At 46.5% G+C, this 26,492-nt stretch carries 25 protein-coding genes and 1 other RNA gene; 14 read left to right on the forward strand and 12 right to left on the reverse strand.

What is annotated here, in order from left to right:
• Together sid and ACKPVM_RS15565 are read left to right on the forward strand one after the other, a co-directional pair.
• On the forward strand, window positions 1-552 hold a 552-nt coding region (gene sid / locus ACKPVM_RS15560), incomplete at its 5' end, for a capsid size-determining scaffold Sid (RefSeq protein WP_498044284.1).
• Window positions 549-797, forward strand: a complete 249-nt coding sequence (locus ACKPVM_RS15565) for an ogr/Delta-like zinc finger family protein (protein WP_409310416.1) — start codon at window positions 549-551, stop codon at window positions 795-797. The genes sid and ACKPVM_RS15565, both read left to right, overlap by 4 nt.
• Window positions 798-1,058: 261 nt before the next feature.
• Here ACKPVM_RS15565 and ACKPVM_RS15570 read toward each other — a convergent pair whose 3' ends face one another.
• The 5 genes from ACKPVM_RS15570 to smpB form a co-directional block, all read right to left on the reverse strand.
• The gene (locus tag ACKPVM_RS15570; protein WP_409310418.1) at window positions 1,059-1,730 is read right to left on the reverse strand and encodes a DUF2290 domain-containing protein; all 672 of its coding nucleotides are present in this window, start codon (window positions 1,728-1,730) and stop codon (window positions 1,059-1,061) included.
• A complete protein-coding gene (locus ACKPVM_RS15575) occupies window positions 1,727-3,808 on the reverse strand; it encodes a DEAD/DEAH box helicase (protein WP_409310420.1) in 2,082 nt (693 codons plus the stop codon). Before ACKPVM_RS15575 ends, ACKPVM_RS15570 begins: the two co-directional genes overlap by 4 nt.
• Window positions 3,805-5,031 (reverse strand): integrase domain-containing protein, encoded by a 1,227-nt coding sequence (locus ACKPVM_RS15580; RefSeq protein ID WP_409310422.1) that lies wholly within the window; start codon window positions 5,029-5,031, stop codon window positions 3,805-3,807. Before ACKPVM_RS15580 ends, ACKPVM_RS15575 begins: the two co-directional genes overlap by 4 nt.
• A gap of 183 nt (window positions 5,032-5,214) precedes the next feature.
• Window positions 5,215-5,577, reverse strand: a transfer-messenger RNA (tmRNA) gene (ssrA, locus tag ACKPVM_RS15585).
• Between the two features lie 50 nt (window positions 5,578-5,627).
• Window positions 5,628-6,110: an SsrA-binding protein SmpB gene (gene smpB, locus ACKPVM_RS15590; protein ID WP_012773422.1), complete on the reverse strand. Its 483-nt coding sequence runs from the start codon at window positions 6,108-6,110 to the stop codon at window positions 5,628-5,630.
• A gap of 155 nt (window positions 6,111-6,265) precedes the next feature.
• On the opposite strand from smpB, the gene ACKPVM_RS15595 reads away from it, so the two are divergent.
• Both ACKPVM_RS15595 and ACKPVM_RS15600 read left to right on the forward strand, forming a co-directional pair.
• A complete protein-coding gene (locus ACKPVM_RS15595; protein ID WP_409310425.1) occupies window positions 6,266-6,712 on the forward strand; it encodes a type II toxin-antitoxin system RatA family toxin in 447 nt (148 codons plus the stop codon).
• Entirely contained in the window at window positions 6,693-6,977 is a 285-nt protein-coding gene (locus ACKPVM_RS15600; protein WP_409310426.1) for an RnfH family protein, read from the forward strand. Before ACKPVM_RS15595 ends, ACKPVM_RS15600 begins: the two co-directional genes overlap by 20 nt.
• A 66-nt stretch (window positions 6,978-7,043) precedes the next feature.
• Here the strand turns inward: ACKPVM_RS15600 and bamE are convergent, their stop codons facing one another.
• From bamE to nadK, 3 genes are all read right to left on the reverse strand, one after another.
• Window positions 7,044-7,382, reverse strand: coding sequence for an outer membrane protein assembly factor BamE (bamE, locus tag ACKPVM_RS15605; protein ID WP_409310428.1), 339 nt, complete (start codon window positions 7,380-7,382; stop codon window positions 7,044-7,046).
• Window positions 7,383-7,535: 153 nt separating this feature from the next.
• Window positions 7,536-9,197 (reverse strand): DNA repair protein RecN, encoded by a 1,662-nt coding sequence (recN, locus tag ACKPVM_RS15610; protein WP_409310430.1) that lies wholly within the window; start codon window positions 9,195-9,197, stop codon window positions 7,536-7,538.
• A gap of 84 nt (window positions 9,198-9,281) precedes the next feature.
• Complete coding sequence (nadK, locus tag ACKPVM_RS15615; protein ID WP_409310432.1) at window positions 9,282-10,160, reverse strand: NAD(+) kinase; 879 nt, start codon at window positions 10,158-10,160, stop codon at window positions 9,282-9,284.
• Between the two features lie 130 nt (window positions 10,161-10,290).
• Here nadK and grpE point away from each other — a divergent pair, with 130 nt between their 5' ends.
• Entirely contained in the window at window positions 10,291-10,872 is a 582-nt protein-coding gene (gene grpE / locus ACKPVM_RS15620; RefSeq protein ID WP_409310434.1) for a nucleotide exchange factor GrpE, read from the forward strand.
• A 217-nt stretch (window positions 10,873-11,089) separates the two neighbouring features.
• Here grpE and ACKPVM_RS15625 read toward each other — a convergent pair whose 3' ends face one another.
• Window positions 11,090-12,391, reverse strand: coding sequence for an anaerobic C4-dicarboxylate transporter (locus ACKPVM_RS15625; protein ID WP_409310436.1), 1,302 nt, complete (start codon window positions 12,389-12,391; stop codon window positions 11,090-11,092).
• Window positions 12,392-12,465: 74 nt separating this feature from the next.
• Entirely contained in the window at window positions 12,466-13,191 is a 726-nt protein-coding gene (gene cuyB / locus ACKPVM_RS15630; protein ID WP_409310438.1) for a cysteate racemase, read from the reverse strand.
• A gap of 430 nt (window positions 13,192-13,621) precedes the next feature.
• Between cuyB and hypT the strand changes: the two genes are divergently transcribed.
• The 9 genes from hypT to nudK all read left to right on the forward strand — a co-directional run bounded on the left by hypT (window position 13,622) and on the right by nudK (window position 23,405).
• Window positions 13,622-14,524 (forward strand): hypochlorite stress DNA-binding transcriptional regulator HypT, encoded by a 903-nt coding sequence (gene hypT / locus ACKPVM_RS15635; RefSeq protein WP_409310440.1) that lies wholly within the window; start codon window positions 13,622-13,624, stop codon window positions 14,522-14,524.
• Window positions 14,525-14,875: 351 nt separating this feature from the next.
• Window positions 14,876-16,114, forward strand: coding sequence for an Nramp family divalent metal transporter (locus ACKPVM_RS15640; protein ID WP_409310442.1), 1,239 nt, complete (start codon window positions 14,876-14,878; stop codon window positions 16,112-16,114).
• 182 nt (window positions 16,115-16,296) lie between these two features.
• The gene (locus ACKPVM_RS15645) at window positions 16,297-17,451 is read left to right on the forward strand and encodes an iron-containing alcohol dehydrogenase (RefSeq protein ID WP_409310444.1); all 1,155 of its coding nucleotides are present in this window, start codon (window positions 16,297-16,299) and stop codon (window positions 17,449-17,451) included.
• A 123-nt stretch (window positions 17,452-17,574) separates the two neighbouring features.
• A complete protein-coding gene (locus ACKPVM_RS15650; protein WP_409310446.1) occupies window positions 17,575-18,573 on the forward strand; it encodes a 2-dehydro-3-deoxygalactonokinase in 999 nt (332 codons plus the stop codon).
• 37 nt (window positions 18,574-18,610) lie between these two features.
• Window positions 18,611-19,603 carry a 2-dehydro-3-deoxygalactonokinase gene (locus ACKPVM_RS15655; RefSeq protein ID WP_409310448.1) on the forward strand — a complete coding sequence of 331 codons (993 nt, stop codon included), beginning with the start codon at window positions 18,611-18,613 and terminating at the stop codon, window positions 19,601-19,603.
• Window positions 19,604-19,719: 116 nt separating this feature from the next.
• Window positions 19,720-21,027: an MFS transporter gene (locus ACKPVM_RS15660; protein ID WP_409310450.1), complete on the forward strand. Its 1,308-nt coding sequence runs from the start codon at window positions 19,720-19,722 to the stop codon at window positions 21,025-21,027.
• A gap of 71 nt (window positions 21,028-21,098) precedes the next feature.
• Window positions 21,099-21,767 (forward strand): bifunctional 4-hydroxy-2-oxoglutarate aldolase/2-dehydro-3-deoxy-phosphogluconate aldolase, encoded by a 669-nt coding sequence (locus ACKPVM_RS15665; RefSeq protein ID WP_409310452.1) that lies wholly within the window; start codon window positions 21,099-21,101, stop codon window positions 21,765-21,767.
• A gap of 155 nt (window positions 21,768-21,922) precedes the next feature.
• Entirely contained in the window at window positions 21,923-22,720 is a 798-nt protein-coding gene (locus ACKPVM_RS15670; RefSeq protein ID WP_409310454.1) for an IclR family transcriptional regulator, read from the forward strand.
• A 109-nt stretch (window positions 22,721-22,829) separates the two neighbouring features.
• A complete protein-coding gene (gene nudK / locus ACKPVM_RS15675) occupies window positions 22,830-23,405 on the forward strand; it encodes a GDP-mannose pyrophosphatase NudK (protein WP_409310456.1) in 576 nt (191 codons plus the stop codon).
• Between the two features lie 50 nt (window positions 23,406-23,455).
• Here the strand turns inward: nudK and tkt are convergent, their stop codons facing one another.
• A complete protein-coding gene (tkt, locus tag ACKPVM_RS15680) occupies window positions 23,456-25,450 on the reverse strand; it encodes a transketolase (protein WP_409310458.1) in 1,995 nt (664 codons plus the stop codon).
• A 15-nt stretch (window positions 25,451-25,465) separates the two neighbouring features.
• Window positions 25,466-26,416 (reverse strand): transaldolase, encoded by a 951-nt coding sequence (gene tal / locus ACKPVM_RS15685; protein ID WP_409310460.1) that lies wholly within the window; start codon window positions 26,414-26,416, stop codon window positions 25,466-25,468.
• Between the last annotated feature and the right edge of the window lie 76 nt (window positions 26,417-26,492).

Genomic DNA, 26,492 nt, shown 5'->3' on the forward strand with positions numbered 1-26,492 from the left:
AAAAAGTGGCCGGAGATCCTCATTGGCGGTGGTACTAAAAACCGGAGGGACTACATGATGACCCCAGAATTGAAAGCTGAACACGGTAAGCGAGTGGCCGGTCGTGAGCTGGCAGAAGAATTCACCACGCTGATTGCTGAACTAGAGGCCGAAAAATCTCGTGCCATGCTGGCCGCCTGCACATCCGGAAAAGCTTACGTCAATGCCCATCTGGAGGCATTCTCCGTCTACGCTCAGAGTGAATGGACAGCAGCGATGAAAAATATTAGCCCTGCTATGGTACGGGCTTTCACCCTGCGCCTGCGTGAGCTGGAAATGAGAGGAGAGGAACACCCCCATAACACCCTGTTTCAGGAACTGGGTGCGCATGTGCTGACCCAGAGCCACTATTACACCTTCAATATGGAACAGGAACCGATTATCTCACAGCTTAACCTCCACCGTCCGGCACTCACCGGCGTTGATATGGATCTCTACAAAAGTCCGGCGCGTCAGATGGTAATGAACAAAGAGTTGGCACAGAAAAACAAAACACAAGGGGCGAAGCCATGATGTACTGCCCGTTCTGCGGCCACGCTGCCCATGCCCGCACCAGTCGCCCGTTATCGGAGAACGTCAAACAACGTTATCACCAGTGCCGGAATATTGAATGCTCAGCAACTTTCCGGACTCTGGAATCGATAGAGGAAATTATTCAGCCATCAAACCGAAAAGATCTGCCGGTACCAGATATTCCGTTATCACCGGTCATGCAGAAAAAATATAAGGATTACCCAGCCTCAGTTCTGCGGAATTAATTAGCCAGATTATAATTTCATTACCGTCAGCCATCAGGAAGTTGCCCGCCATTGCGCGGGCTTTTTTGCGAGCTTCTTTCTCTGGCTAGCAATTTTTTGGCTGTGCATGCATACGGTGCATGGAATTGCATGCAATACTTACCCCCGAATCTGCCCTACAGCGCCAGTACTGGCGCGGCCTGAGCGCCTCCATGCAACTGCATGAAAAGCGCTAAATAAAGCGGGCAGGCGTGGCGGGGATAGCATTGCGCGCGGACTCAATTATCCGATGTAGAGAAAACTATCCTCACTACTAGCCCAATAGTTTTCTGGTGCAGTTTGTAGGCCTTGTTTAAAATGATGCAAATGTACCCCAATTAGTTGAGATTCTGAATATAACTTCCATGCTTTAGGGTAAAAAGATCGCAAAATAAATGCTGTAAAGGAAAGCGGGGTCAATATTTTCTTTGTGGCAATTCTCCCTTCATTCTCTGAACCAAAATGAAAATGACAATAAGGATGGGAATGTGCGCAATAGTGAATGCTATCAATATCGTAGCGGACTGGCATAGGGGGGCAGTTTTTAGTATGGGTGTCAATATAATTGTCGTACTCTTGGCTAATCATGACTTTGTACTCTTCGGCATCTTGCCATTCTTCCTCTGGATAAAAATTTTCCAAATACTCTTCATAGCTAAGGGTTTTTACTGGGGTCATTAAATATGTATAACTATTAAATTTAAAGACAAAAAGAGAACCATCCTCTAGTTGAATATTGTACCACTGATTATGAGTACATTTCTCCCACGCTTTTTCGTAGGTGAGGGGACGCAACTCAGCTGGCATATGATCAGGATAGGAAATATTACTATTGTAGTTACCTAGTAATCCAATATTCCTTACGAGATTAACTGATTCCCTAGATGTAGTATTAAAGGTTGCAGGCGTGATCATAGCTTTTTGACCTTTTTAGCTTCGTATTCTTTTAAAAGTGCCTTAAGACCATCCAGACCATGAGTTTCTAATAGTTTTTGGAAATTTTCTGTATTTTCATCATGTGCTAAACGTTGAAGGTCAATTTCAATTTTGTCCAGAATTTGACCTGATGGATAATTGAATTTCAAATATGGAACATTGGCTTTAGCTTGTTGTATTTCATCGAAAAGTTCTATTGCCGCGTATCCAATCCCTGTCATGGTCAACCACCCTTTGGTTCTAGTCATTGCCGTAAAAAGCAGATTTCTATTCTTTACATTAGGATTATGATACAGGCATTCACTTCCAATAATGTAAACACTATAACCTTCATTACCCTTTGCTTTATGTATTGTTGAATATGTTATTTTATTGTCAACTGAAAAATCACTGATATTATATTTGTCAGCATTAACATTATTGACATCTATGTTGTTTTCAGATAAGAAAAAAGATAATTGATTATAGTAGTTTTTATAATGCTTATCATCAGCACAAACCACTAATATATCTGAAGCATTTAGTCCTTCATCAAGAATATCTGCTCTTATTTTTTCTGCAACCCATTGGCATTCAGAACCTAAGTTATCATGATGTTGAGTAATAATGAGTTTATCTTTGTCTGTATGATAAAGTGTGGGTGAGGTTTCTTCTGTTCTAAAAACAGATATCTTTTCCCCAGAAACAAATCTATATCCATATTCACCTTCAACTTGATATCCTAAATTTTGCCAATCTTCAGCTGTTTTAATTGCCTGTACAGGGTTGCCATAAACGCCTAACCCTATAGCATGGGCACATATTAATGTTGCGCAAGGTGTTCTATAACAACTGTTAAGGAATTTATCTAAACTTAAATTTTTCCCTTCACCAAGAATCTCCTCAATAGTTGGGGATGTGGTTTGAAATATATTTTGGAATACGTCTAATCCAAAAACCATTTTGTCTTTACGGGCTAATTTTAGACATAGCTGTAGAAATGAACTGTCGAAGTCCTGAGCTTCGTCGACAAAAACATAATCGTATTGTTCTTTTATGTCATAATTGTCAAGTAAATTACGACATGCATACGAAAATGGTTCTTTTGGGGCATTTTTTTGGGCTTCACTAAAATTAATAAATCGAGCTGAGTTATTTTGACAAGCATTATAATATACACCTGAAGCATTGCTTCCACCCCAAGCATGCAAAATATCAATTGCATCTTCAAAGTCTGGATCAAGATCGTCAAATTGTCGATAGAATCGTGTTATGAGTCGTTTAACATGCTGATATAGAGCCTTAGTACTAAATGTATAAAGTATTTTCTTATCTGGATTTCTTAGATGGGTAATTGCAACCTTCATTGCTAAAACAACCGTTTTGCCAGAGCCAGCAAGTCCTCGAATACGCTCTATCCCGTCAACTTCATTGACACAACTACCTAGCTGATTACTATCGAATCTTGCTATGGATGATTCTAATTTACTTATGATCTGAACTTTTGATTCTTCTGAAAATCCTTCAGTGTCTCGTTGTTTTACTCTAATTAGCCCCTTTCCACCTTCAATTGTAGAAGCAGCTTCACTATATATGTCTTCATCTATTGGATGCTCAAATCTATCAATAAAACTTTCAATTGATGCTTTTGAAACAATGACTTCACTCTCGGTATTATAATTTTCTTGAGCATTCACATAAGGAGCAAAGATTGCTGATTCCACAGAGATATTCAGCTCTCGTCTGCTTTTCCTTAAAGATTTCTGCTTGAGAAGACGAGAGTATATTTGGCTATAAATATTTTCTAATGAAGCATCATTTTTCTTTAAAATAACTTCTGCATCTCGTTCATGGCAGTCAGCTAAATAAAATATAATAACTCCATATAAGCGTGAAACAAGCATCAACGGAGAAATGACTAAATTATCCTCATCATCTTTGTATAAGGGAAAGTCGTAGTATAACTCGGCTTCTTGTAAGTGAAGTTTTTGTTCTTGATCTAACTCATTTAAGATATTAAAAAGCCGGCCTGCTTCCGTGTTATTAAATAATTTATTCCTGTCGGCATTCAGTTTCATTTATATTTCCTTTCTAAATTCAGATTAGAGCTATTCTGCGAATAAACGAAATCGCCCCACCATTGCATTAGTTCATAACGGGCATCTAAGTAGGTTGATCTGTTATAAGCCCGTCTAACTTCGTTCTTATCGCAATGCGCTAGCGCCGCTTCAATCACATCAGGATTAAAACCGGCTTCATTCATGGCGGTACTGGCTATCGAGCGTAAACCATGCGCGACCAGTTTGCCACCGTAGCCGATGCGTTTTAATGCGGCGTTGGCGGTCTGGCTGTTCATGGGCTTTTTAGGATCGTTACGGCTGGGGAATACATGTTCCCGGTTGCCGCTGATAGGGCGCATGATGTCGAGTAATTCCAGCGCCTGATCGGAGAGCGGGACAATATGATCGCGCTTGGCTTTCATGCGTTCAGCCGGAATGCTCCACGTTCTTTTCTCTATATCGATCTCAGCCCATGCCGTGGCGGAGGCTTCCGCTGGGCGAATCAGCGTCAATAGCTGCCATTCTAATAAGCAACGGGTCGGAATGGACAGGTTAGACATGGCGATGGTGCGCATCAGCTTAGGGAGTTCTTCTGGGCGGATAGTCGGCATATGCTGCTTTTTAGGGCGTTCAAAGGCCATGCCAATACCAGAGGCGGGGTTAGCGTCAATCAGCCCCGTGTTGACTGCGTAAACCATGATTTCATTAATGCGCTGTACCAAGCGTCTGACGGTTTCCAGTGCGCCACGGGCTTTAATCGGCTCTAGTGCCTGTATCAACGTGCGGGCTTTGATTTCCTGTACCGGGATATTCTCAATTGCCGGGAGCACGTCTTTTTCCAGTGAACGCCAAATGTCTTTGGCGTGATCGGCGCTGACATTCGTCTGTTTCAACGAGAACCAACTACGCGCCACATTGATGAAGATGCTTTCTACCGCGATTTGCGCTTCTTCCTCTTCTTTAGCCACTTTTTCCTGTGGATCTATGCCTTTTGCCAGCAGGGCTAAATGTTCTGCCCGTAGCTGTCTTGCGTCGGCCAATGATAAGGCCGGGTAGCTGCCAAAAGAGAGTGTCGTGCGTTTCTTAGTATCAGGGCGTAGATAGCGAAACCGCCATAATTTCTTCCCCGACGGTTTGATAAGTAGAAAGAGGCCATCACCATCATGCAGGCTTAACTCTTTATCAGGCGTTCGTGCTTTGCTGACTTCGGTGTGTGTCAAAGGACGCGCAATTCTTGGCATGGCGGGGTCATCCGTGTTTTAGGCCTACGTTTTTAGGCCTATATGATACCGTAGGCCTAAACGTAGGCCAATAATCATCGGATTTAGCTGGATAACGTCGGACAATTATGGACACAAAAAAGCCCGCAGGGCTTGTGCCGTGCGGGCTTTCTGGATTTCACCGGACGTATCCGGATCATAATGTGGTGGAGCTGGGGGGATTTGAACCCCCGTCCGGAACCACTCTACCGTCGGTACTACATGCTTAGTCTATCTTTACATTCGCTTGCCAGCTGCGAATAGACACGCCACTAACAAACTAGCCTGATTAGATTTAGTGCTTCAACCCCAGGCAAGGCATCCACACGATCTCTTTTGGGTTTGACCTCTCTTGATCCCCGTCCTAAGAGCGGAGGCTAGGGAGAGAGGGCTCAGAGCAGGTTATTAAGCTGCTAAAGCGTAGTTTTCGTCGTTTGCGACTATTTTTTTGCGGCTTTTTACGAGGCCAACCGCCCCTCGGCATGCACCTTGGGCTTTGCAAATCCCGTCGAATCCAGAATCAGCCCCCAAGAAACTGTCGCCAGTATACCAGAACTTACCGTTGTTAAGCCAGCGGCTTAACGATTGGCGTTCTTCATGATACGGGCTTTGTCTAACTTCCATTCACGTTCTTTGATGTCATCACGCTTGTCGTGATCTTTTTTGCCTTTTGCTACGCCGATTTTGACTTTGCTCCAGGCATTTTTCCAATACATGGACAGCGCGACGACTGTGTAACCTTCTCGACTGACGCGGCCAAACAGCGATTCCAGCTCGCGTTTGTTGAGCAGGAGTTTACGCGTGCGAATAGGATCGCAAACAACATGCGATGAAGCCACATTCAGCGGCGTGATAGTGGCGCCAAACAGGTAAGCTTCACCATTCATGAAGGTGACATAGCTGTCGCTGAGGTTTGCTTTGCCTGCGCGCAGTGATTTAACTTCCCATCCTTGCAGCGCAAGGCCTGCCTCAAATTCTTCCTCAATGAAGTATTCGTGACGGGCGCGCTTGTTCTGCGCAATGGTGGCGGAACCGGGTTTGTATGCTTTTTTCTTTGTCATAGTGCCGTCATTATACTGGATGTCATTGGGAATGAAATCCCCGCCGTGCGTCCGTGTCGTGGTTAATGATATCGTGCGATAAACTTCGCAGAGTTTTTGCCTGTCAGGCTATCAATGCTATTATTTTGCGCGTTTTATGACTCTCGGAAAATAGTATGCCAAAGATAAGTCGTTCAGCACTGGTGCCGTTCAGTGCTGAACAGATGTACAAACTGGTGAATGATGTCGCTTCCTACCCCGCGTTTTTACCGGGCTGTACGGGGAGCCGTGTACTTTCTTCTTCAGAAGAAGAAATGACCGCCGCAGTCGACGTTTCCAAAGTAGGTATCAGTAAAACGTTTACCACACGTAATACGCTGACACATAACCAGAATATCAATATGCAATTGGTCGATGGTCCATTCCGGCAACTGGGAGGCGACTGGAGTTTTACGCCGCTAAGCGCCGATGCTTGTAAAGTCGAGCTGCATCTGGAATTTGAATTCACCAATACCTTGATTGAACTCGCTTTTGGCAAAGTATTCAAGGAACTGGCTGGAAATATGGTGCAGGCTTTCACGCAGCGAGCCAAAGAGGTTTACAGTGTCCATAATGCAGGTTGAGGTCGTTTACGCGTTGCCTGAACGCCAATATTTGCGCACGGTAAAGCTGGAAGCAGGCAGTACGGTTGAGCAGGCTATTGTGGCATCGGGTCTGCTAGAACTGCGTCGCGATATTGATTTACAGGTCAATAAGGTCGGCGTGTTTAGTCGAACCGTAAAATTGACGGATGTGATAAATGACGGCGATCGTGTTGAGATCTACCGTCCATTGATTGCCGATCCTAAAGAATTGCGCCGCCAACGCGCCGAACGCTCAAAAAAATAAGGCACAGAGTGCCTTATTTTTGTCATCGTTTGCCAAGTAGTCGTATCACTCAGCCAAACCGAAGAATTAATTCAATGCCGGTTTGTTATTGATATTGGTTAGCACACCTTCACCGCTGAAGGTCAGCGTCAGCGTCTGCTGTTTTACCGATTCATGACCCGGCTGTTGGCGGAAGACATAAAACCAGGTATCGCTGCCGAACGGATCCTGCATCATAGGGGTACCCAGCGTATAAGCGACCTGTTGTTTGGTCATGCCAGTGTGAATTTTTGCAACGTCACCCGGTGCCAGATAGTTTCCCTGGTTGATGTCTGGCCGATAGACCACTTTTTCTAATGTGGAGCAACTGGCAGTCAGCATAACAACAACCACCGCGGCGACGACAGTCAGCGTTTTACAGCGCATAGTGATTACATTCCTTAAGGGCATAGGTTGCCGATGATAATAGACCTTGCCTGACTTGAAAACCGGCAAGACCCCAGTATGACCTCAAGAAGGTAAAAAAGTTGGGCTTTTTTACCTGTCGTATGTTTTTTGAACGGTTGCGGCTTGCAAGTATTATGCTGCCAGTAACTCTTTGGCGTTTGCTAGCGTATTTTTGGTTACAGCGCTGCCGCCCAGCAATCGGGCGAGTTCTTGTAACCGGGCTCGTTTATCGAGTGGTTGCATCAGCGTTTCTGTTGCAGCACCATCGGTTTGTTTGCTAACAAAGAAATGCTGGTGACCACAGCCTGCGACCTGTGGTAGGTGTGTGACGCACATGACCTGTGTCGATTCCCCTAGTTGGCGCAGCATTTTACCGACAATAGCGGCTGTCGGGCCACTGATACCGACATCGACTTCATCGAAAATCAATGCTGGTGTATCCATTTTACGTGCAGTAATAACCTGGATAATTAAGGCAATACGAGAAAGTTCACCACCGGATGCTACTTTTGCTAAAGGCTGATGAGGTTGACCCGGGTTGGTTGTGACGCAAAATTCAATATTATCTGCTCCGTTGGCTGTCAGGTATTCAGGAGTAAATTTCACCTGAATGCTGAAGTGACCATGTGGCATGGCCAGATCATGCATGTTAGTCGTAATCAATTGAGCTAATTCGTTGGCATGATGCTGACGGCGGATATGTAATTGTTCTGCAATATGTAATGCTTGCTGATGGTAAGCACTAACTGCTGTGCTGAGTGTTTCGTGATCGCTCTCCTGTTGTTCCAACAGGCGTTGTTCTTCCAGTAGTTGTTGATAAAACGCAGGTAGAGTATCCGGTGAAACGTGATGTTTACGGGCCAGAGCCATCTGACGCGACAGTCGTTGCTCTAGTTCATAGAGCCGTATGGGATCGAGATCCATTTGGTCGCTGTAATGGCGTAGTTCATCACTGGCTTCGCTAATTTGAATGCCTGCATCTTCGAGCATATTGAGCACATCAGACAGCTTTTCGTCCATGCCGACCAACTCACCGAGTTGGTTTTTGACGCTGTGCAGCATACCCAGTATGTTTTGTTCTTCATCTTCGCTGAGTAGCTGTAATGCTTGTTGACTCAATGCTAATAATTGGCCGCTGTTTGCCAGTCGCTTGTATTCAATATCAATTTGTTCATATTCACCCGTCTGAGGTGAGAACTCATTCAGTTCTTTCAATTGATATTGCAGAAGTTCGCGACGCGCTTCTCGTTCAATGGCTGCCTGCTGTAGTTGTGCCAGTTCGCGACAGCTTTGGTGCCATTGCTGCCAGATTTGCTGCATTGCGCTAAGCAACTGAGGCTCATCAGCATAGGTGTCCAGTAAATACCTTTGATGATCGGGTTTGAGGAGTAACTGATGGGCGTGCTGCCCATGAAGCTGAATCAGCAATTGTCCGAGTTCGCGTAACTGAGATAAGGGTACGGCTGTACCATTAATGAAACCGCGTGAACGCCCGTCAATGCCAATGACCCGGCGGAGAAGACATTCATTACTGTCGTCTAACTGATTTTCTTCCAGCCAACGACGAGCTGTGGGGGTATCCGCCAGTGAAAAACGAGCACAGATATCGGCTCTGGCTGCTCCCGGTCTGACCATGCTGGCGTCGGCTCGATTTCCCAGACAGAGGCCGAGAGCATCAATGGCGATGGATTTCCCTGCACCGGTTTCACCAGTGATAACGCTCATTCCCGCCTGAAAATCGATTTCCAATTCGCGCACGATGGCGAAGTGACTAATAGTGAGTTGCGCCAGCATGATAGTTTCCTGTATGTAATAACAAGGTGTAATTACATACAGTATAAACTGGTTTTATATACAGTAAAGTGATTGGTGATAATTTTAAAATAATTTTTTTGACCATCCAAGCTTAGTGCTTAATGTATTGAAATAGCTGTAATCTTTTGGATGAATAAGCTTGAGTTCATGTGCGCTACGGCGAATAAATACTTCTTCTCCTTCCTGTACCGGGAGTGAAATCTGACTGTCACAACAGATTTCCAGATCGTTGGTGATATGAGAAAACTTCAACCGGATGGTACTACTGCTGTTGATAACGAGTGGACGAGCCGACAAGGTGTGAGGGAACATCGGCACGAGTGCAATGGCATCAAGCGATGGCGTGAGAATAGGGCCGCCGCCAGAGAGTGAGTAAGCGGTAGAACCCGTAGGAGTCGAGATAATTAAACCATCTGAACGCTGTGAAAACGCGAATTTGTCATCAATGTACACTTCAAATTCGATCATATGCGCGACTTTACCGGGGTGCAGTACAACTTCATTGATGGCCGTGCTAATGCTGTTAGGTTGATTCGAGCGACAGATATGTGCTTCCAGCATAAAACGTCGTTCGCTAAGGTAATGGCCCTCAAGCACATCAGAAAGCTGTTGCTGAGCATGATCCGGATCGAGGTCGGTGAGAAAACCGAGATTACCGCGATTGACGCCAATCACATTGATGTCATAGCGAGACAGGACGCGAGCAGCCCCGAGCATATTGCCGTCTCCTCCTACCACGACGGCGAGATCGGCAAGCTGCCCGATATCGGCAAGGCTGGCGGTTGGCGCATCCTTCAGGTTCAATTCGTGGGCGATTTGCTGCTCAATCAGCACCGAATAGCCTTTGCTGGTCAGCCAATGATAAAGCATTTCATGGGTGGCAAGCGCAGTGGGATGTCGCGGGTGGCCGACGATGCCAATACAATTAAACGATTTATTCATTGTTGTTATTGCCCCTAGCGTGGTGTGCCGACATTTTGCAAAATCAATATGTGACTGATTCCCTTGAAACCCCAGTTTTGATCCCCATAATAGCAACTAGCGAGATTAATGCTAAACCGCGGAGAATTTCATGAGTAGTAAAGAACAGAACACGCCTGACGAGCAAGTCTTGGATCAAATGGAAACAGCAAAAGGGCATCAAGCGGAAGCCGTTCCTGAGACAGCAGACGTAGCTGACCCGCGTGACGAGCGTATTGCTGAACTGGAAGCTCAGTTGGCAGAATTGCAACAGCGTGAGAGAGACAACGTATTACGTGCCCGTGCTGAAGTCGACAACATTCGTCGCCGTGCCGAAATGGATGTTGAAAAAGCGCATAAATTTGCGCTGGAAAAATTCGCTGGCGAGCTGTTGCCTGTTATTGATAATTTGGAACGTGCGCTGGATGTTGCGGATAAATCCAATGCGTCACTGGCGTCAATGATTGAAGGTGTTGAATTAACGCTGAAATCGCTGTTGGATGCGGTGCGTAAATTTGGTATTGAAGTCGTCAGCGACGTGAATGTGCCGTTTAATCCGGAAGTGCATCAGGCGATGACGATGCTGGAGTCTGCCGATCATCAGCCAAATCATGTGATGATGGTGATGCAGAAGGGCTACACGCTGAATGGACGTCTTTTGCGTCCTGCAATGGTAGCGGTTTCCAAAGCGTAAGCGAAAACGGATTACCGATTCTGCCGATTGGCCTTTGCGGCAATAGTAACCCCATGCTTGGCGTGGGCCCACAGGTTGATAACAAGGCCCTAGTCAGATGGCGAGGGCTTTGTCAACAGTGTGGAGTCCACTTTCCATGAGGATAGAATTTTATTTATACCCTATAGTTACGACTTTGGGTACGATAGCTGCGATAAATTCGCATTTATTTTATCATTCAGACAACCATTGGTGCCAGCAAGAAACCGAAAGCAACACCTGCTATGATACCGCCGAGTCCGGGTACAATAAATGGATGATTCAGAACGTATTTTCCAATTCTAGTACTTCCCGTGGTATCAAACTCCATAGCCGCTAGTGATGTTGGGTACGTAGGGAGAATGAATACTCCAGTGACTGCAACATAGGAGGCTAAAATAGCCCAAGTAGGTACATCTAATGCTATTGCTAGTGGGATAATTAAAGGAGTAGTGGCTCCTTGGGAGTATAGTAGTGCACAGGTTCCGAACAAAACAATGGCCAACAGCATAGGATAGGTTCTCAACATTTCCCCAGCTACAGTCTTGATATCAACCATATGTGCATCAACCAGAGTTGTTCCCAACGTAACGATTCCTAGAATTGCAGCAATAGAGCTCATTCCTGAGCGAAAAGTGGGAGCCAGTACCACAGAGTTCGGTGATGTTTTACATAGAGCAACCATTAAACAGGTGACTGATAGCATACAAACGACGATAACATCCCGTGTAGTCATGGGGGTGCCAAGCTCAAACCCTGGTCGTAATTGAGGGAATGCGGCTAGTACCACTATTGCTATTGTAGCGATAATGAAGAGTAATACAGAAAGTTTAGCCTGTGGTGTATCAGAGATTGTCTTCTCTTCATATTTGTGAACCAGACCTTTTTTCAGACGATCAAGATAAACTTCATCGTCTTGTAATTCACACCCTTGTCGGGATGCGATGAAGGCTGCAACCATTGCTGCTACGAATGAAGTAGGTAGACAAACCGACATAACTTGAAGAAATGTAACGCTATTATCTTCCATTATAGTCAGCATCGCGGCCATAGCGGCACTGATCGGTGATCCTGAAATAGCTATTTGGGATGCAACAACTGAACCGGCCATGGTACGAGAAGGGCGGATTCCTGATTCTTTTGCTACTTCGGCAATAACAGGAAGAGTGGAAAATACAATAAATCCAGTTCCGGCCATAATAGTCATTGACCATGTAACAATTGGAGCAATTATGTTGATGTAACGTGGATTCCGGCGCATGAATTTTCCCGATATATGTACTAGGTAATCCATACCTCCCGCGGCCTGAAGTCCTGACGCAGCAATGACCACGGCCATGATAATCAGGATCACATCTACTGGCGGCGAACTCATTGAGAGCCCCATGCCTAATGTTAGAATAGCTAGTCCTAATCCACCACACAGGCCGATTCCGATACCGCCCATACGAATACCAAAAAAAATTGCACCTAATACCACAATTATTTGTATCCAAATCATAGTTGCTCCCATAATTAATTACCTAACACTAAAAAATGATAGATATTTTTAATATGTTTTAGTAATAATTGAAATTATCTTTGTTTAATTAGTCGTTTTGTTTTTTTTGTTCTTTTTTCGTACCATTTTATGCTTTCGCAGACTAAGGTGTCTGTTGAGTCAATATATAAATTTGGATCTTTTTCTATCTCTTTTGATAATATCAAGGGTATCTCAGTGCAACCCAGTATAATAACCTCTGCACCAAGATGGAATAATGATTCTACTTGTTCATGAAGTAATGATTTTGCTTTGCTTTTGTCTCCAGACTTAAGTGCGTAAATACTTTCCATGATTTTTTTTTGACTTTCCAATTCTGGTTGAATACAGCTTAATCCCAAGTTTTCAATTGCTTTTTGATAAAGTCCCATATATAACGTTGCATCGGTGGCTAACAGGCCAATACGTTTTTTTCCAGAAGCTGCAACGCTTGCCATTGTCGTTTCTACAATACTTAATATTTCTATATGACAAATGTCTTTTAATGCTTGAAACCAGTAGTGAGCTGTATTGCAAGGAATAATAATGCACTCGGCCCCAAAGTCTTCTAACTTATGTAAATAATCACGCAAGATGGGTAACGGTGATTGCCCGTTATTCATCAATGCGGTCGTTCTGTCTGGTATATCGGGAATAGAAGAAATAATGAGTGGAATGTGATCTTGATCTCGAACTGCATCAGTATGTTTTATAAATTTACTAAATAGATCTACAGTCGCTGCTGGCCCCATTCCGCCAAGGACACCAATTAATCCTTTCACAATAATCGCCTTTTTAAGTTGATAGTATCTTTTACGTTACAATTAGAATTTATCGAGGTTAACGTTTGTTTAACAAACCCAATCAAACAGTATCTTGTGATTTAAAAATATTTGTATTGGTTGTTAGGGCTTATCTTTAACAGGAGGATTGAGAAAAAAGAAATGCAAGTATGTTTTGTTTTATGCGAGAATTGCATGGGTTTTATTTTAAACAAGAGGGCCGATAAAAATTTTTCTTATGGTTCATACCATTATTGGCATATAAGGTAGATACCATGTTTTTTGTAAAGTATGATGTTTGATAGATTCAATGCTATTTATGAATGTATTATGCAAAAAATGAATCATTACATGTCTCTCTACTATCTTCAGTATGTAGTGTTGGTTTGAGAATAGGATGATTTATTAAATAGTGGAGAGGTATATAAAAATGAAAAATATAGAAACAAAATGGTTATATGATTTTGTGACACTGGAGGCATGTCGTCATTTTTCTCAAGCGGCAGAAATGAGAAATATTTCTCAACCTGCATTTAGTCGGCGTATTCAAGCATTAGAATCAGCTATCGGTGTACCATTGTTTGATCGCATGACAGTACCTTTACAACTGACAGAAGAAGGCAAAATTTTTCACTCTCAAGCTCGTAGCTTACTGCAACAGTTAGAGTCGAATTTAAGTGAACTCTTGGGTCATAATCTGTTACGTCTGTCAGACATTAAAATAGCTGCAGCACATTCATTGTCGTTAACACTTCTTCCTGATTTGGTTCGACTGCTCGCCGATGATAATGGCAAAATTATCTATTATGTTGAATCTATTGATGTTGTTCAGGCGGTTTTTGCTTTGCGCGAAGGTAAAAGTGATTTTGTTATCTCATTTCATGATGAAGATTTGATGCAATCACCCTTCTGTGGCCTGAAGCTTTTTTCCTCAGATCTATATCCAGTTTGTGCGACTGATAGTAATGCTCTGCCGAGGTTTGATATTTATGAACCGAAAGTGCCTTTACTAAACTACACTAGTACTTCGTATATGGGTCGTCTCGTCAATCGCCGATTATCTGAAATCAATACAGTGTCTCCACGAACCTCGTTTATGTCATCTATGAGTGAATTGTTGAAAAATATGGTGTTGGGAGGGCATGGTGTTGCTTGGTTGCCGATGTGGTCGATTGTGGAAGAATTAAGTGAAAAAAAATTGGTTTGTATTGGTGAACCGGAATTAACTATACCGATACAGGCCTATATTTATCGTATGGACACCCGACTCAATAAAACCGCTGAACGTTTCTGGCAAACATTAAAAAATTATGTCGCAGATTCTCAATTTTGAGCCATATGTCGTTTTAAATGTGCACTTATGTACCTATACCCGTCATACTTCAAGTTACATGTGCGTTGGCTGCGTCCAGTCACCCGAATCACTTACCTGAGTAAGCTCATTGGGATTCCTTCTCTTGCCGCCTTCCTGAAACTTGAATTATTTTGGGTATAGAATAATCATAAACATCTTTTTGTAAAATAATTGACCATAAATTCGACTATTATGTTTACATTATTTCCTTCTGAAATAAATCATCATTTTTAGCGATTGGTGGTATCGGTATAGCCATCGTAGGTGTACTTGATAATCATTATCGCTCATGTAAAAGTTTACGACGTCGCGTGCCAGAAGGGGTAAACCATGCCGGATAGTCGTATCGCTGGGTCAATGAATCGAGCATCAAGGAGAATAAAACTTTCCCTGATGGGACCGGCGTTTATCGCGGCGATCGGTTACATCGATCCCGGTAATTTTGCTACCAATATTCAGGCTGGGGCCGCCTATGGTTATCAGTTGCTGTGGGTAGTCGTGTGGGCCAATATCATGGCGATGCTGATCCAACTATTGTCCGCCAAACTGGGGATTGCGACGGGTAGCAATCTGGCGGAGTTGATCCGCGATCGTTTTCCTCGTCCTGTAGTTTGGGCCTATTGGGTGCAGGCCGAAATCATTGCGATGGCCACGGATCTGGCTGAATTTATTGGTGCAGCCATCGGTTTTAAGTTATTGCTGGGCATTTCGCTGCTTGAAGGCGCGGTATTGACAGGTATAGCGACCTTCCTGATTTTGATGTTGCAAAAGCACGGAGAAAAGCCACTGGAGCGGGTGATCGGTGGGCTACTGCTGTTTGTCGCTGCGGCCTATATTGTTGAGTTGATCTTTTCTCGCCCTGAACTGGCGGCGTTGGCAAAAGGGATGGCGATACCCAATTTGCCAACCTCGGATGCTGTGTTGCTGGCTGCCGGTGTGCTGGGTGCCACCATCATGCCCCATGTTATTTATTTGCATTCTTCGTTGACGCAACACAAAGGAAAACATACTCGGGCTGAGCGTTACGCCGCGACGAAAGTGGATGTCGGTATTGCGATGACCATCGCGGGATTTGTGAATTTGGCCATGATGGCAACTGCGGCGGCAGCGTTTCATTTCAGTGGCAATCAGGATATTGCCGATCTTGATCGTGCCTACCTGACACTAGAGCCTCTGCTGGGGCAGGCTGCTGCAACCATTTTTGGACTGAGCCTGGTCGTTGCCGGTTTATCTTCGACGGTCGTTGGTACGTTAGCGGGGCAGGTCGTCATGCAGGGGTTTGTACGTTTTCACATTCCTTTGTGGGTCCGACGTACCGTTACGATGCTGCCTTCGTTTATTGTTATCCTCTCCGGTTTGGATCCCACCCGTGTGCTGGTTTTGAGTCAGGTAGTGTTGAGCTTCGGTATTGCACTGGCGCTGGTTCCCCTGCTGGCTTTTACTGGCAGTAAAGTCCTGATGGGCGACATGGCGAATAGCCGTTTGGTACAAAACACCGGAAAAATCATTGTGTTTGTTGTGGTTTCCCTCAATCTTTACCTGTTAATCAGCACGATTTTAGGGAGCTAATTCCCTCGTTTTATGCGTTTCTGCATGTTTTCCTGCCGTTTCTCTACCTGACCATTTACAAAATAAATGTGATGAATATCCATTTTTTTTATTAAATCGATAGCGCTCGAAATATCTCCTCTTTATCATCTTGATCATAAACACGAACATGATTCGCATATGCGGACAAAGAGGAATGAAAGATGCCAGCTTTTGAATTCAGTAACCCAGTTAAATTTCATTTTGGGATGGGTAAACACAAACAAGTGGGGGAAATTGCTCGCCCCTACGGAAAAAAGGCGCTGTTAGTGGCGTCAGACAGCTCTAAACCCACTGGTCAATTGGCTGCTGTACAGCAGGCATTGTCCGAAGCAGGTTTGGCGTATGCAGTTTATGACCGTTTTATGCAAAACCCACTGTCCACATTAGTGGCCGAAGGCGCACAACTCGCGATTGATGAAAAATGCGATATGGTGATTGGTATCGGCGGTGGTAGCGCCATGGATATGGCAAAAGGCATCGCCTTCTCTGCTGTTAATCCTGGTAGCATCTGGGATTATGTTTTTGGTGCGAAAGTTGGAACGGGTGCCCTGCCGATTATTCTGATCCCGACAACGGCGGGAACGGGGAGCGAGTCGAACCGTACTGCGGTATTTACCAACCCTGAAACTAACGATAAGAAGGGATTGGTCAATCCATTGATTTATCCGAAAGCCGCGATCATCGATCCCGAATTGATGCTGACGCTGCCAAAACGTGTCATTGCCGGGCCGGGTGCTGATGTGCTGTTTCATGCATTGGAATCGTACATTTCCAAAAATGCCAACCCGTTTAGTGAAATGTTGTCACTGCGCGCGATCGAGTTAATTGCGCAGAATTTACCTGTGGTTTATGACGATGTGAAAAACATTGATGCATGGGAAAAAGTGACATTAGCCAGTTCACTCGCCGGTATGGCAATTGACTGTGCGGGAACCACGTTACCGCATGCCTTGCAGCATCCGATGGGGGGCCTGTTGGATGTCGTTCATGCGGAGGGTATTGCCGCGATTTATACTCCATTTATGGAATATACCTGGTCTGCCGCACCCGAAAAATTTGCGGCGATTGCGCGAGCGATGGGTGTAGATACCCGTGATATGACGGTTGAGCAGGCTGCGGAAAGTAGTGTCGCTGCCGTAAATCGTTTCCTTTCAGGGATCAATATGACGCCGACGCTGACAGAATTAGGTGTGAAGGAAGAGCATTTTGATTGGCTGATCAATAATGTGCTGACCACCATGAAAGTCGTATTGTCAAATAATCCGCGTGTACCGGATGCAGACAAAATACGTGAGATTTATCAGCGCTGCCTGTAATTAGCATCGTCTCCTAATAAAAAAGAAAGGACACTTCCCGATGAATGATTTCATCGGGCAAGCATTCTGTACCCCCATATTTCTATATGGCCGTCATGTTTATGAGTGAAGAGGCTGAATAATATGTTTGCTGTTATTGACTGTGGTTCAACAAATACGCGCGTTTATCTTATTAAAGATAAAAGCGTTGTCGCAAAAAAAGAAATTCCCATCGGTGTGAATAGCACGGCGGCAAACGGAAATAATACGGCGTTAAAGGAAGGTATCGCTTCTGGTTTTCAACAGCTTTTGGATCAGGAAAAAATAACGCTGTGTGATGTCCGCTTTGCTATTGCTTCGGGAATGATTACGTCAAATCTTGGACTCGTTGAAATTCCTCATTTGGAAGCACCGGTAAATATTGACGATCTCGCTAAATTTGCACAGAAATATCGTTCATCGGATATTTTTCCGCTTGATATTCCTGTGGTTTTCATTCCTGGAATTAAAAATCAAGCAGGCGCCGGTGGATGGGAAAACATTGCGAATCTGGATTTGATGCGTGGCGAGGAAACTCAGGCAATTGGTGTGCTCAGCCGCTATCGCCCTTCATTACCATGTACCATCATTGAATTAGGTTCTACGACTAAGTTGATTCACATTGATGGTCAAGGGCGAATTGCCGGTAGCATTACGTCTCTGAGTGGGCAAGTTTATGCCGCAGTATTAAAAGAAACCTTTATTGGTTCGAGCGTAAAAAGTACCGAGGTAAATGAACCCATCTTCTCGGAGACGATATTAAATGCAGCGTACGCCAGCGTTCAGCAAAGTGGCTTATTACGCTCTTTCCTGTTAACTCGCTTTATTCAGTTTGCATTGGATACTCAGGCTGCTGAGCGGAAATTATTCTGCGAAGCGGTGCTTGCTGCGGATGATATGAAACTTTTCTCGGATGCAAAACAACAGGGCTTTGATTTAGGCGGGGATATTATTTTTGTGGGTAATGAAAACCGCTGCAAAATTTATCAGTACATGATGAAAACATTCCTCGGCTTCGAACGTCCTGCTATGCAGATCACGACGCGTGAGGATATCGACATGCTGGTTGTGGACGGCGCTGGGTATATCGCCGAAAAAATTTAGTTGAGCCCATTATAGGCTTGATGCACAGGGGAAAAATATGTATTCCGTAACGATTGATACCGGTACAACTAATACGCGGGTGTTTGTCTGGCAGCATAACGATATTATTGCTGAAGCCAGCCAACCTGTTGGCGTGCGTGATACTGCGATTACCGGGAGTAAAGAGACATTAACGAACGGTGTGAAAACGGCAATTCAGGCCGCGTTAGAAAAAGCAGCACTGCCCGCTGATGCGAAAATCACATTTTTATCTTCTGGGATGATCACGTCCAACGTAGGGCTGTGTGAAATTCCACATGTTGTCGCACCTGCCGGGATAGCTGAGCTGTCTGGTGGCATGGTTCAGGCGAACCTGCCGGATGTCATCGATCAACCAATCTGGTTCATCCCCGGAATCCGCAATAATAGTCAGGGGGTTACCGCCGAAAACTGTGAAATGATGGATGTCATGCGCGGTGAAGAGGTAGAAACCATCGGTGTACTCGCGGCGCTGGATGTGAAAGGGCCAGCACTGATTATTCAACCGGGTTCGCATTCCAAATTTATAAAAGTGGATGCGGAAAATCGTATCGAAGGGTGTGTGACGACCATTGCAGGTGAATTGCTGGATGTCATTACTCAACGGACCATTCTGGCAAGTTCTCTGAAGCACCAGTTTGCTAGCGAAATAGAAACGGAATATCTGTTACAAGGCGCGAAAGATTGTGCCGCAGTAGGGTTGGCCCGCAGCTGTTTCTCTGTACGTATTCTGGATATGTTCGGTAAGCTGAGTGATAACCAGAAAGCAAATTATCTGCTGGGCGCAGTATTGCAAACCGATATTCTGGCAATTAAAAACAGTAAAGCGTTGAATATATCTTCAGATACCACTCTGGTTGTGTGTGGTAAAAAAATATTAAAGCATGCGTTTGAAACATTAATAAAAGAAGATGCATTTTTTAATGGGGAAATGATTGTCATTGATGATAACCAGCCATCACTGTCCGGATTAGGTGCGCTGGCAATCGCACGTTTCGGAAAAATAATTTAATGAAGTGGTATATCGCCTGATTTATTAAATACGTGGTTTGTTAAACACATAGTTTATTAAATAAGTGGTCGATTAATTACCTCTTACCCTACAAGTATTACTATAGGAATATAACGATGAGTACTATTGTTAATACGCAAGCTGCAAGTAAAAAGATCGGCAAAAAAAGATGGTTTGTCGTTTTCTTATTGTTGCTCGGCGGTATTATTAACTATCTGGATCGCGCTGCACTCTCTATTGCCGCACCCGATATGATGAAAGATCTTCACCTGACAAATACCGATATTGGTTTAATGGGATCTGTATTTGCGCTCATTTATGCCATGTGCCAGTTGCCTTCCGGCTGGTTAGTCGACAAGTTTGGTCCGAAAAAGATGTATGGCTGGGCTATCGGTTTATGGAGCGGCGCAACCATGTTGACCGGAGCCTGTAGCAATTTAGTAACGTTGCTGTTTGCTCGCGGTATTTTGGGCATAACGGAAGCACCATGCTGGCCGGGAGCAGCCAAGATCACGGCTTCCTGGTTCCCCAAAAATGAACGTGCGCTTGCTACCGGTTTTTGGGATGCTGCCTCTAAGTGGGGGCCTGCGATTGCTCCACCGATTCTGGTTGCCATTATTGTTCCTTTTGGCTGGCGCTCTCTGTTTTATATCGCCGGTGGCATTGGTCTGGTTTTTCTGGTGTTTTTCATCTTTGCTTATCATCAACCGGAAAAGCATCCGTCAATCACCAAAGAAGAACTGGATTATATTAAAGAAGGCGGCGGCGGTACTGCTGAGAAATTAGGTAAAAGTGAGACCAATATTAGTTGGGGATCGTTATTCAAATATAAATGTGTATGGGGAATGATCCTGGGGTGGTTTTGCTATGTGTGGATGATGAATATTTTCACCACCTTCCTGCCACTCTATTTAATGAAAACGCAGAATATCGAACTTAAAGCATTAGGTATTTACGCCAGTATTCCTTATTTCGGCGGTATTGTCGGTGCCATCGGTGGCGGATATCTTTCCAAATGGCTGATGGATAAAAATATATTCCGTGATTCGCTGGTGGCCAAGCGCGTGACAATCAGTGTCTCCGCTTTGTTAGCCGGAGTGGCGGTGGTCGCTATTCCGTTTGCGACCAGCCTCACGGGAACGTTGGCACTGTTAGTCGTGGCGATGGCGTTACTGTCAGCGCTCTCTGCGACCGGATGGGCGTTACCGGGCGATGTTGCTCCTGCTTCGATGGTGGCCTCTGTTGGTAGTATCCAGAACTTTGGTGGTTACTTCGCTGGTTCACTGTCTCCTCTGGTGACCGGGATGATCGCCGATGCGACTGGGTCTTACACCATGGCGTTTGTCAGCGGCGGCATTATTGCCGGTTGTGCGGCACTTTGTTACTGGTTCATCGTCAGAAAGCCGATCGAGGCCACGGAATAATCTAATCTCAAGGCGACGTGAGTCGCCTTTTGCAGTTTGTTGTATTTATTCATAGCGTTATGAGGTTATCAATGATTAAGCACCGAGTGATTCGTGCCATAGAAGAAACTGGCATTATTGCTATCGTCAGAGGAACGAAACCGGAGGAAGTGCTGCCGGTTGCGCGAGCGCTTTATGAAGGAGGGATTCGCGTTCTGGAGGTAACCTGTAATTCAGCAGGCTATCTGTCCAGTATTGAAGCGCTGAATGCGGAACTGGGGGACCGGATGTGGATCGGTGCAGGAACGGTCATCAATCCGGTGATGGCTCAGTTGGTGATGGATGCGGGGGCCAACTTTGTGCTATCGCCAGATTTTAATCCTCAGGTTGTTTCCATGGTGCATGAAAAACAGAAGCTGATGATCCCTGCGGTCGTGACGCCATCGGAAATTTTACAAGCCTGTCGGCTAGGCGTTGATCTACTGAAACTATTTCCAGCGAATGGATTGGGTGTCAGTTACTTAAAAGAGTTACAAGGCCCATTGAATAATTTGTCTATTATTCCCGTTGGCGGCGTGACGCTGAACAATGTTGCTGATTTTGCTCAGGCTGGCGCGTTTGCCGTTGGCGTCGGGAGTGAATTAATCAATAAAACGCTGATTGCCTCGGGAGACTGGCAGGAACTTACCCAGCTAGCCGGAAAATTTATTCAGCGTTTCCGTGAAAACAAAAAAAGGGATACGTGTTCTTACCCCAATTAATCAAGGACAGAATACCCGGTGAACAGCACATAAGATCCGTGCTTCCTTTACCGGGTACCCGTGGTTGTGGAGGGATCGCTCATCTATCTTTTTGGTTCGATCGCCGATGTTATCTTGTATAATGCGCCGCAGGAGAATTTATTGAGGCGGATGGTGTGGAAAAAATTAATCGCTCGGTAGCCAGAGCGTTAGATATGTTGGAGTTAGTGGCAAATACTCATGATGAGTTGACCATCACAGAAATCAGTAAACAGCTCGGTATTCCGAAAAGTACGACTTTCGATATCATCTACACGCTGGTCGACAAAGGTTATCTTGATATTGCCAACCCGCGAGTGAAATCGTTCAAGTTGGGTCTGAAATTATTTCAGACGGGGGCGGTTTACCTCGATCAAACACCATTCTACGAAGTGGCTCGTCCTATTCTGGAAGATCTTGCCGCCAAAGCTCAGGAAACGTCTTTTCTGGCGATGGAAAACGATGGTTTTCTGGTTTACCTCGATAAAGTAGAGAGCGCGGCGTCGGTGCGCACCTCCGCTCGTATTGGGTCGAATAACCCAATGTATTGCACGGGCCTTGGCAAAGCGCTTCTGGCATCCATGTCAGATGAGCAGGTGAAAGCGATCCTGCAACAAACCGGCGGACTAAAACCGGTCACGCCATTTACCATCGTTGATGAAACTCGCTTTTTTGGTGTGCTGAATGAAGCGCGTCAGCGCGGCTACGTGATTGACGATCGTGAACATAACTCCGAGGTTTTCTGCGTAGCGGCACCTATTTATAACGCTCGCGGTAAAACACAAGCTGCCATCAGTATTGCCAGCCTGTTTTCGAAGGTGAAAGATAATCCCAGCCGTGTCGAGGAACTCGGGCAGCTCATTTCCGAAGCCGCACTTTCGCTGTCGCGTCGTATTGGTTTTCGTGGTGAGCAACTGTTTGAAGAGTTCCGGTAACAGCCTGTCTATCGCAATATTTTCTCTCCATGTCCGCTAACGGTACGTGCAATCTGGCATGTACCGTCTTATTATCAGGCGCTGATTCTTCCTTATTCGGGGTTCAGCTATGTCATCGCCAATCACTCTCATCGAAAAGAAACTGCTATCCGATAACTGGTATATTCTGCATAAATATACTTTTGATTTAAAAAGAAATAATGGTGGTGTGGTACGTCAGGTTCGTGAGGTTTACGATCGGGGGGATGGTGCGACAATCCTGTTGTACAACCGGGCGAAAGGCACGGTCATTCTGACAAAACAATTCCGAATTCCTACCTACGTCAACGGCAATGAAAGTGGCATGTTGCTGGAAGCCTGCGCCGGTTTGCTGGACGATCATTCACCAGAAGAATGTATCCGTAACGAGGCAATTGAAGAAACAGGTTATGCGATCGGTAATGTAGAGAAATTGTTTGATGCCTACATGTCTCCTGGCAGTGTGACGGAGCGATTGCATTTTTTCGCCGCAGAATACGATGAGTCATTACGGGAAAATGCGGGCGGTGGCGTAGAAGATGAAGATATCGAAGTGCTGGAGTTGCCATTCAGCGAAGCCATCGCGATGATGAAAGATGGTCGAATCAAAGACGGTAAAACGATTATGTTGTTACAGCACGCGATCATTCGCGGCTGGTTTGCCTGATGACGTCAGGCCACCAGTGTCTATTCTGGTGGCCTGTATTCTCGCGTTGGTTATTTCAATAATGCCTGTGCTTTTTCCACCACGTTATCGACGGTGAAGCCGAACTCTTCGAACAACAGTTCAGCCGGAGCCGATTCGCCGAAGCTCGTCATGCCGACAATCGCGCCGTTCAGGCCCACGTACTTGAACCAGTAGTCCGCGATACCCGCTTCAATTGCCACGCGCGCCGATACCGCTTTCGGCAGCACCGCTTCACGGTAGGCCGCATCCTGCTTGTCGAACGCATCCGTTGACGGCATCGACACCACGCGCACCTTGCGGCCTGCGGCAGTCAGCTTGTCATACGCCCCAACCGCCAGTTCGACTTCTGAACCGGTGGCAATCAGGATCAATTCTGGCTGCCCGTCACTGTCTTTCAGCACGTAACCGCCTTTTGCCACGTTTGCCAGCTGTTCCACGGTACGTGGCTGCTGTGCCAGATTCTGACGGGACAGGATGAGCGATGTCGGGCCGTCCTGACGCTCAATGGCGTATTTCCACGCCACTGCCGTTTCCACCTGGTCTGCCGGACGCCAGTTGCTCATGTTCGGCGTCACGCGCAGGCTGGCCAGCTGTTCAACCGGCTGGTGCGTCGGGCCGTCTTCACCCAGACCGATAGAATCGTGGGTGTAAACGTAGATGCTGCGGATTTTCATCAGCGCGGCCATACGCACGGCATTACGCGCGTATTCCACAAACATCAGGAAGGTTGCGGTATACGGTACAAAGCCGCCGTGCAGCGCAATCCCGTTGGCAATCGCCGTCATGCCGAATTCACGCACGCCGTAGTGAATGTAGTTACCCGCGTGGTCTTTATCCAGCGAGACCGAGCCGGACCAGATGGTCAGGTTGCTCGGTGCCAGGTCGGCAGAGCCGCCGAGGAATTCCGGCAACAGTTTGCCGTAGGCTTCCAGCGCGTTCTGTGAGGCTTTACGGCTGGCGATTTTCGCCGGATTGGCCTGCAAATCGTCGATAAATTTCTGTGCGTCCGCCTGCCAGCTGGCTGGCAGCTCACCGCTGGTGCGACGTTTGAACTCGGCAGCCAGTTCCGGGTAGGCGCTGGCGTAGGCGGCAAACGCCTCGTCCCAGGCCGCTTCCTTACGCTGACCAGCCGGTTTGGCATCCCATGCCGCATAGATATCAGCAGGAATGTCAAACGGCGCGTGCGTCCAGCCCAGTTGTTCACGGGAGGCCGCCACTTCTGCATCACCCAGCGGCGCGCCGTGGGAGTCATGCGTACCGGCCTTGTTCGGTGAACCGAAGCCAATCACGGTTTTGCACATCAGCAGCGATGGTTTGTCTGTGACAAGCTGCGCTTCGCCGATGGCGCGTTTGATGGCGTCCGCATCGTGACCGTCCACGCCACGCACCACGTGCCAGCCGTAGGCTTCAAAGCGGGCCGCGGTATCGTCGGTAAACCAGCCTTCAACGTGGCCGTCGATGGAGATACCGTTGTCATCATAAAACGCGGTCAGCTTGCCGAGCTTCATGGTGCCGGCCAGCGAGCAGACTTCGTGGGAAATCCCTTCCATCATGCAGCCATCGCCGAGGAAAGCGTAGGTGTGATGGTCGACAATCTCGTGGCCCGGACGGTTGAACTGCGCCGCCAGCGTGCGCTCGGCAATCGCCATACCCACTGCGTTGGCAATCCCCTGACCCAGCGGGCCGGTGGTGGTTTCTACGCCAGCGGTGTAGCCGTATTCCGGGTGACCCGGGGTTTTGGAGTGCAGTTGGCGGAAATTTTTCAGTTCTTCAATCGGCAGGTCGTAGCCAGAAAGGTGCAGCAGGCTGTAAATCAGCATGGAGGCGTGGCCGTTGGACAGCACGAAGCGGTCGCGGTTGGCCCAGTTGGGATTAGCCGGATTATGGTTGAGGTAATCGCGCCACAGCACTTCGGCGATATCCGCCATACCCATCGGTGCACCCGGATGACCGGACTTCGCTTTTTGCACACCATCCATGCTCAGCGCACGGATAGCATTGGCAAGTTCTTTACGAGAGGACATGCTTTACTCCAGACGTTACAGCTTGGCCGCCAACAGCGCTTCCAGCTTTTGTTGATCGGCAGCGAACAGACGAATGCCTTCCGCCAGTTTATCGACGGCCATCGGATCCTGATGGTGCTCCCAGCGGAATTCAGCTTCAGATAGCGGCGAAGGATGATGGAACGCTTCGGTTGATGGCGTCAGTTGGCGTTCAACGGGCGCATCGCTGTTTTTCAACTGATCCAACAGCGCAGGAGAGATCGTCAGGCGATCGCATCCCGCCAGCGCCAGAATCTGTTCCACTTTGCGGAAGCTGGCACCCATGATCACCGTTTGGTAGCGATGGCGTTTGTAATAGTCATAGATATTACGCACGGAGATCACACCGGGATCGATCTCGGCCTGATAGTCGCTGGTGGGTTGTTTTTCCTGATACCAGTCATAAATCCGACCCACAAACGGAGAGATCAGAAAGACGCCCGCTTCGGCGCACGCACGTGCCTGCGCGAACGAGAACAGTAGCGTCAGGTTGCAGTTGATCCCTTCTTTTTCCAGCTCCTCGGCGGCGCGAATCCCTTCCCAGGTGGCGGCGAGCTTGATCAGAATACGTGAACGTGGAATGTCTTTTTCCTGATACATTCCGATCAGTTTGCGGGCTTTCGCCACGCACATACCGCGATCGAACGAGAGGCGGGCATCCACTTCGGTGGATATGCGCCCTGGAATGCTTTTCAACACTTCCGCCCCGATGTTGACCGCCAGTCGGTCGCTGGCGTTGATGAGCTGGGTCTCTTTGCTACCGCCTTGCTGATGTGCGTAGGCAATCGCGTCATCAAACAGCGGCTGATACTGCGGTAGCGTTGCGGCCTTCAGGATCAGGGACGGGTTGGTGGTGGCATCTTGCGGTGAAAACTGACGAATAGAGTCGATATCGCCGCTGTCGGCGACGACCACGGTAAATTGTTTAAGGGCGTCGAGTTGGTTCATGAGTGGGCTCCTTGGCATAGCAAAAAAGGCAATGAGCGGAGTCGAATCCGCCGCGCTATGCCACACTGCACCATTA

The organism is Pectobacterium hainanensis, assembly GCF_046237015.1.
In the GTDB taxonomy this organism is placed as follows: domain Bacteria; phylum Pseudomonadota; class Gammaproteobacteria; order Enterobacterales; family Enterobacteriaceae; genus JBJYIN01.

Coding starts and splice junctions, on each gene's coding strand:
- ACKPVM_RS15565 (WP_409310416.1), top strand. CDS start 549: ATGATGTACTGCCCGTTCTGCGGCCACGCTGCCCATGCCCGCACCAGT.
- ACKPVM_RS15570 (WP_409310418.1), bottom strand. CDS start 1,730: ATGATCACGCCTGCAACCTTTAATACTACATCTAGGGAATCAGTTAAT.
- ACKPVM_RS15575 (WP_409310420.1), bottom strand. CDS start 3,808: ATGAAACTGAATGCCGACAGGAATAAATTATTTAATAACACGGAAGCA.
- ACKPVM_RS15580 (WP_409310422.1), bottom strand. CDS start 5,031: ATGCCAAGAATTGCGCGTCCTTTGACACACACCGAAGTCAGCAAAGCA.
- smpB (WP_012773422.1), bottom strand. CDS start 6,110: ATGACAAAGAAAAAAGCATACAAACCCGGTTCCGCCACCATTGCGCAG.
- ACKPVM_RS15595 (WP_409310425.1), top strand. CDS start 6,266: ATGCCAAAGATAAGTCGTTCAGCACTGGTGCCGTTCAGTGCTGAACAG.
- bamE (WP_409310428.1), bottom strand. CDS start 7,382: ATGCGCTGTAAAACGCTGACTGTCGTCGCCGCGGTGGTTGTTGTTATG.
- recN (WP_409310430.1), bottom strand. CDS start 9,197: ATGCTGGCGCAACTCACTATTAGTCACTTCGCCATCGTGCGCGAATTG.
- nadK (WP_409310432.1), bottom strand. CDS start 10,160: ATGAATAAATCGTTTAATTGTATTGGCATCGTCGGCCACCCGCGACAT.
- grpE (WP_409310434.1), top strand. CDS start 10,291: ATGAGTAGTAAAGAACAGAACACGCCTGACGAGCAAGTCTTGGATCAA.
- ACKPVM_RS15625 (WP_409310436.1), bottom strand. CDS start 12,391: ATGATTTGGATACAAATAATTGTGGTATTAGGTGCAATTTTTTTTGGT.
- hypT (WP_409310440.1), top strand. CDS start 13,622: ATGAAAAATATAGAAACAAAATGGTTATATGATTTTGTGACACTGGAG.
- ACKPVM_RS15640 (WP_409310442.1), top strand. CDS start 14,876: ATGCCGGATAGTCGTATCGCTGGGTCAATGAATCGAGCATCAAGGAGA.
- ACKPVM_RS15645 (WP_409310444.1), top strand. CDS start 16,297: ATGCCAGCTTTTGAATTCAGTAACCCAGTTAAATTTCATTTTGGGATG.
- ACKPVM_RS15650 (WP_409310446.1), top strand. CDS start 17,575: ATGTTTGCTGTTATTGACTGTGGTTCAACAAATACGCGCGTTTATCTT.
- ACKPVM_RS15655 (WP_409310448.1), top strand. CDS start 18,611: ATGTATTCCGTAACGATTGATACCGGTACAACTAATACGCGGGTGTTT.
- ACKPVM_RS15660 (WP_409310450.1), top strand. CDS start 19,720: ATGAGTACTATTGTTAATACGCAAGCTGCAAGTAAAAAGATCGGCAAA.
- ACKPVM_RS15665 (WP_409310452.1), top strand. CDS start 21,099: ATGATTAAGCACCGAGTGATTCGTGCCATAGAAGAAACTGGCATTATT.
- nudK (WP_409310456.1), top strand. CDS start 22,830: ATGTCATCGCCAATCACTCTCATCGAAAAGAAACTGCTATCCGATAAC.
- tkt (WP_409310458.1), bottom strand. CDS start 25,450: ATGTCCTCTCGTAAAGAACTTGCCAATGCTATCCGTGCGCTGAGCATG.
- tal (WP_409310460.1), bottom strand. CDS start 26,416: ATGAACCAACTCGACGCCCTTAAACAATTTACCGTGGTCGTCGCCGAC.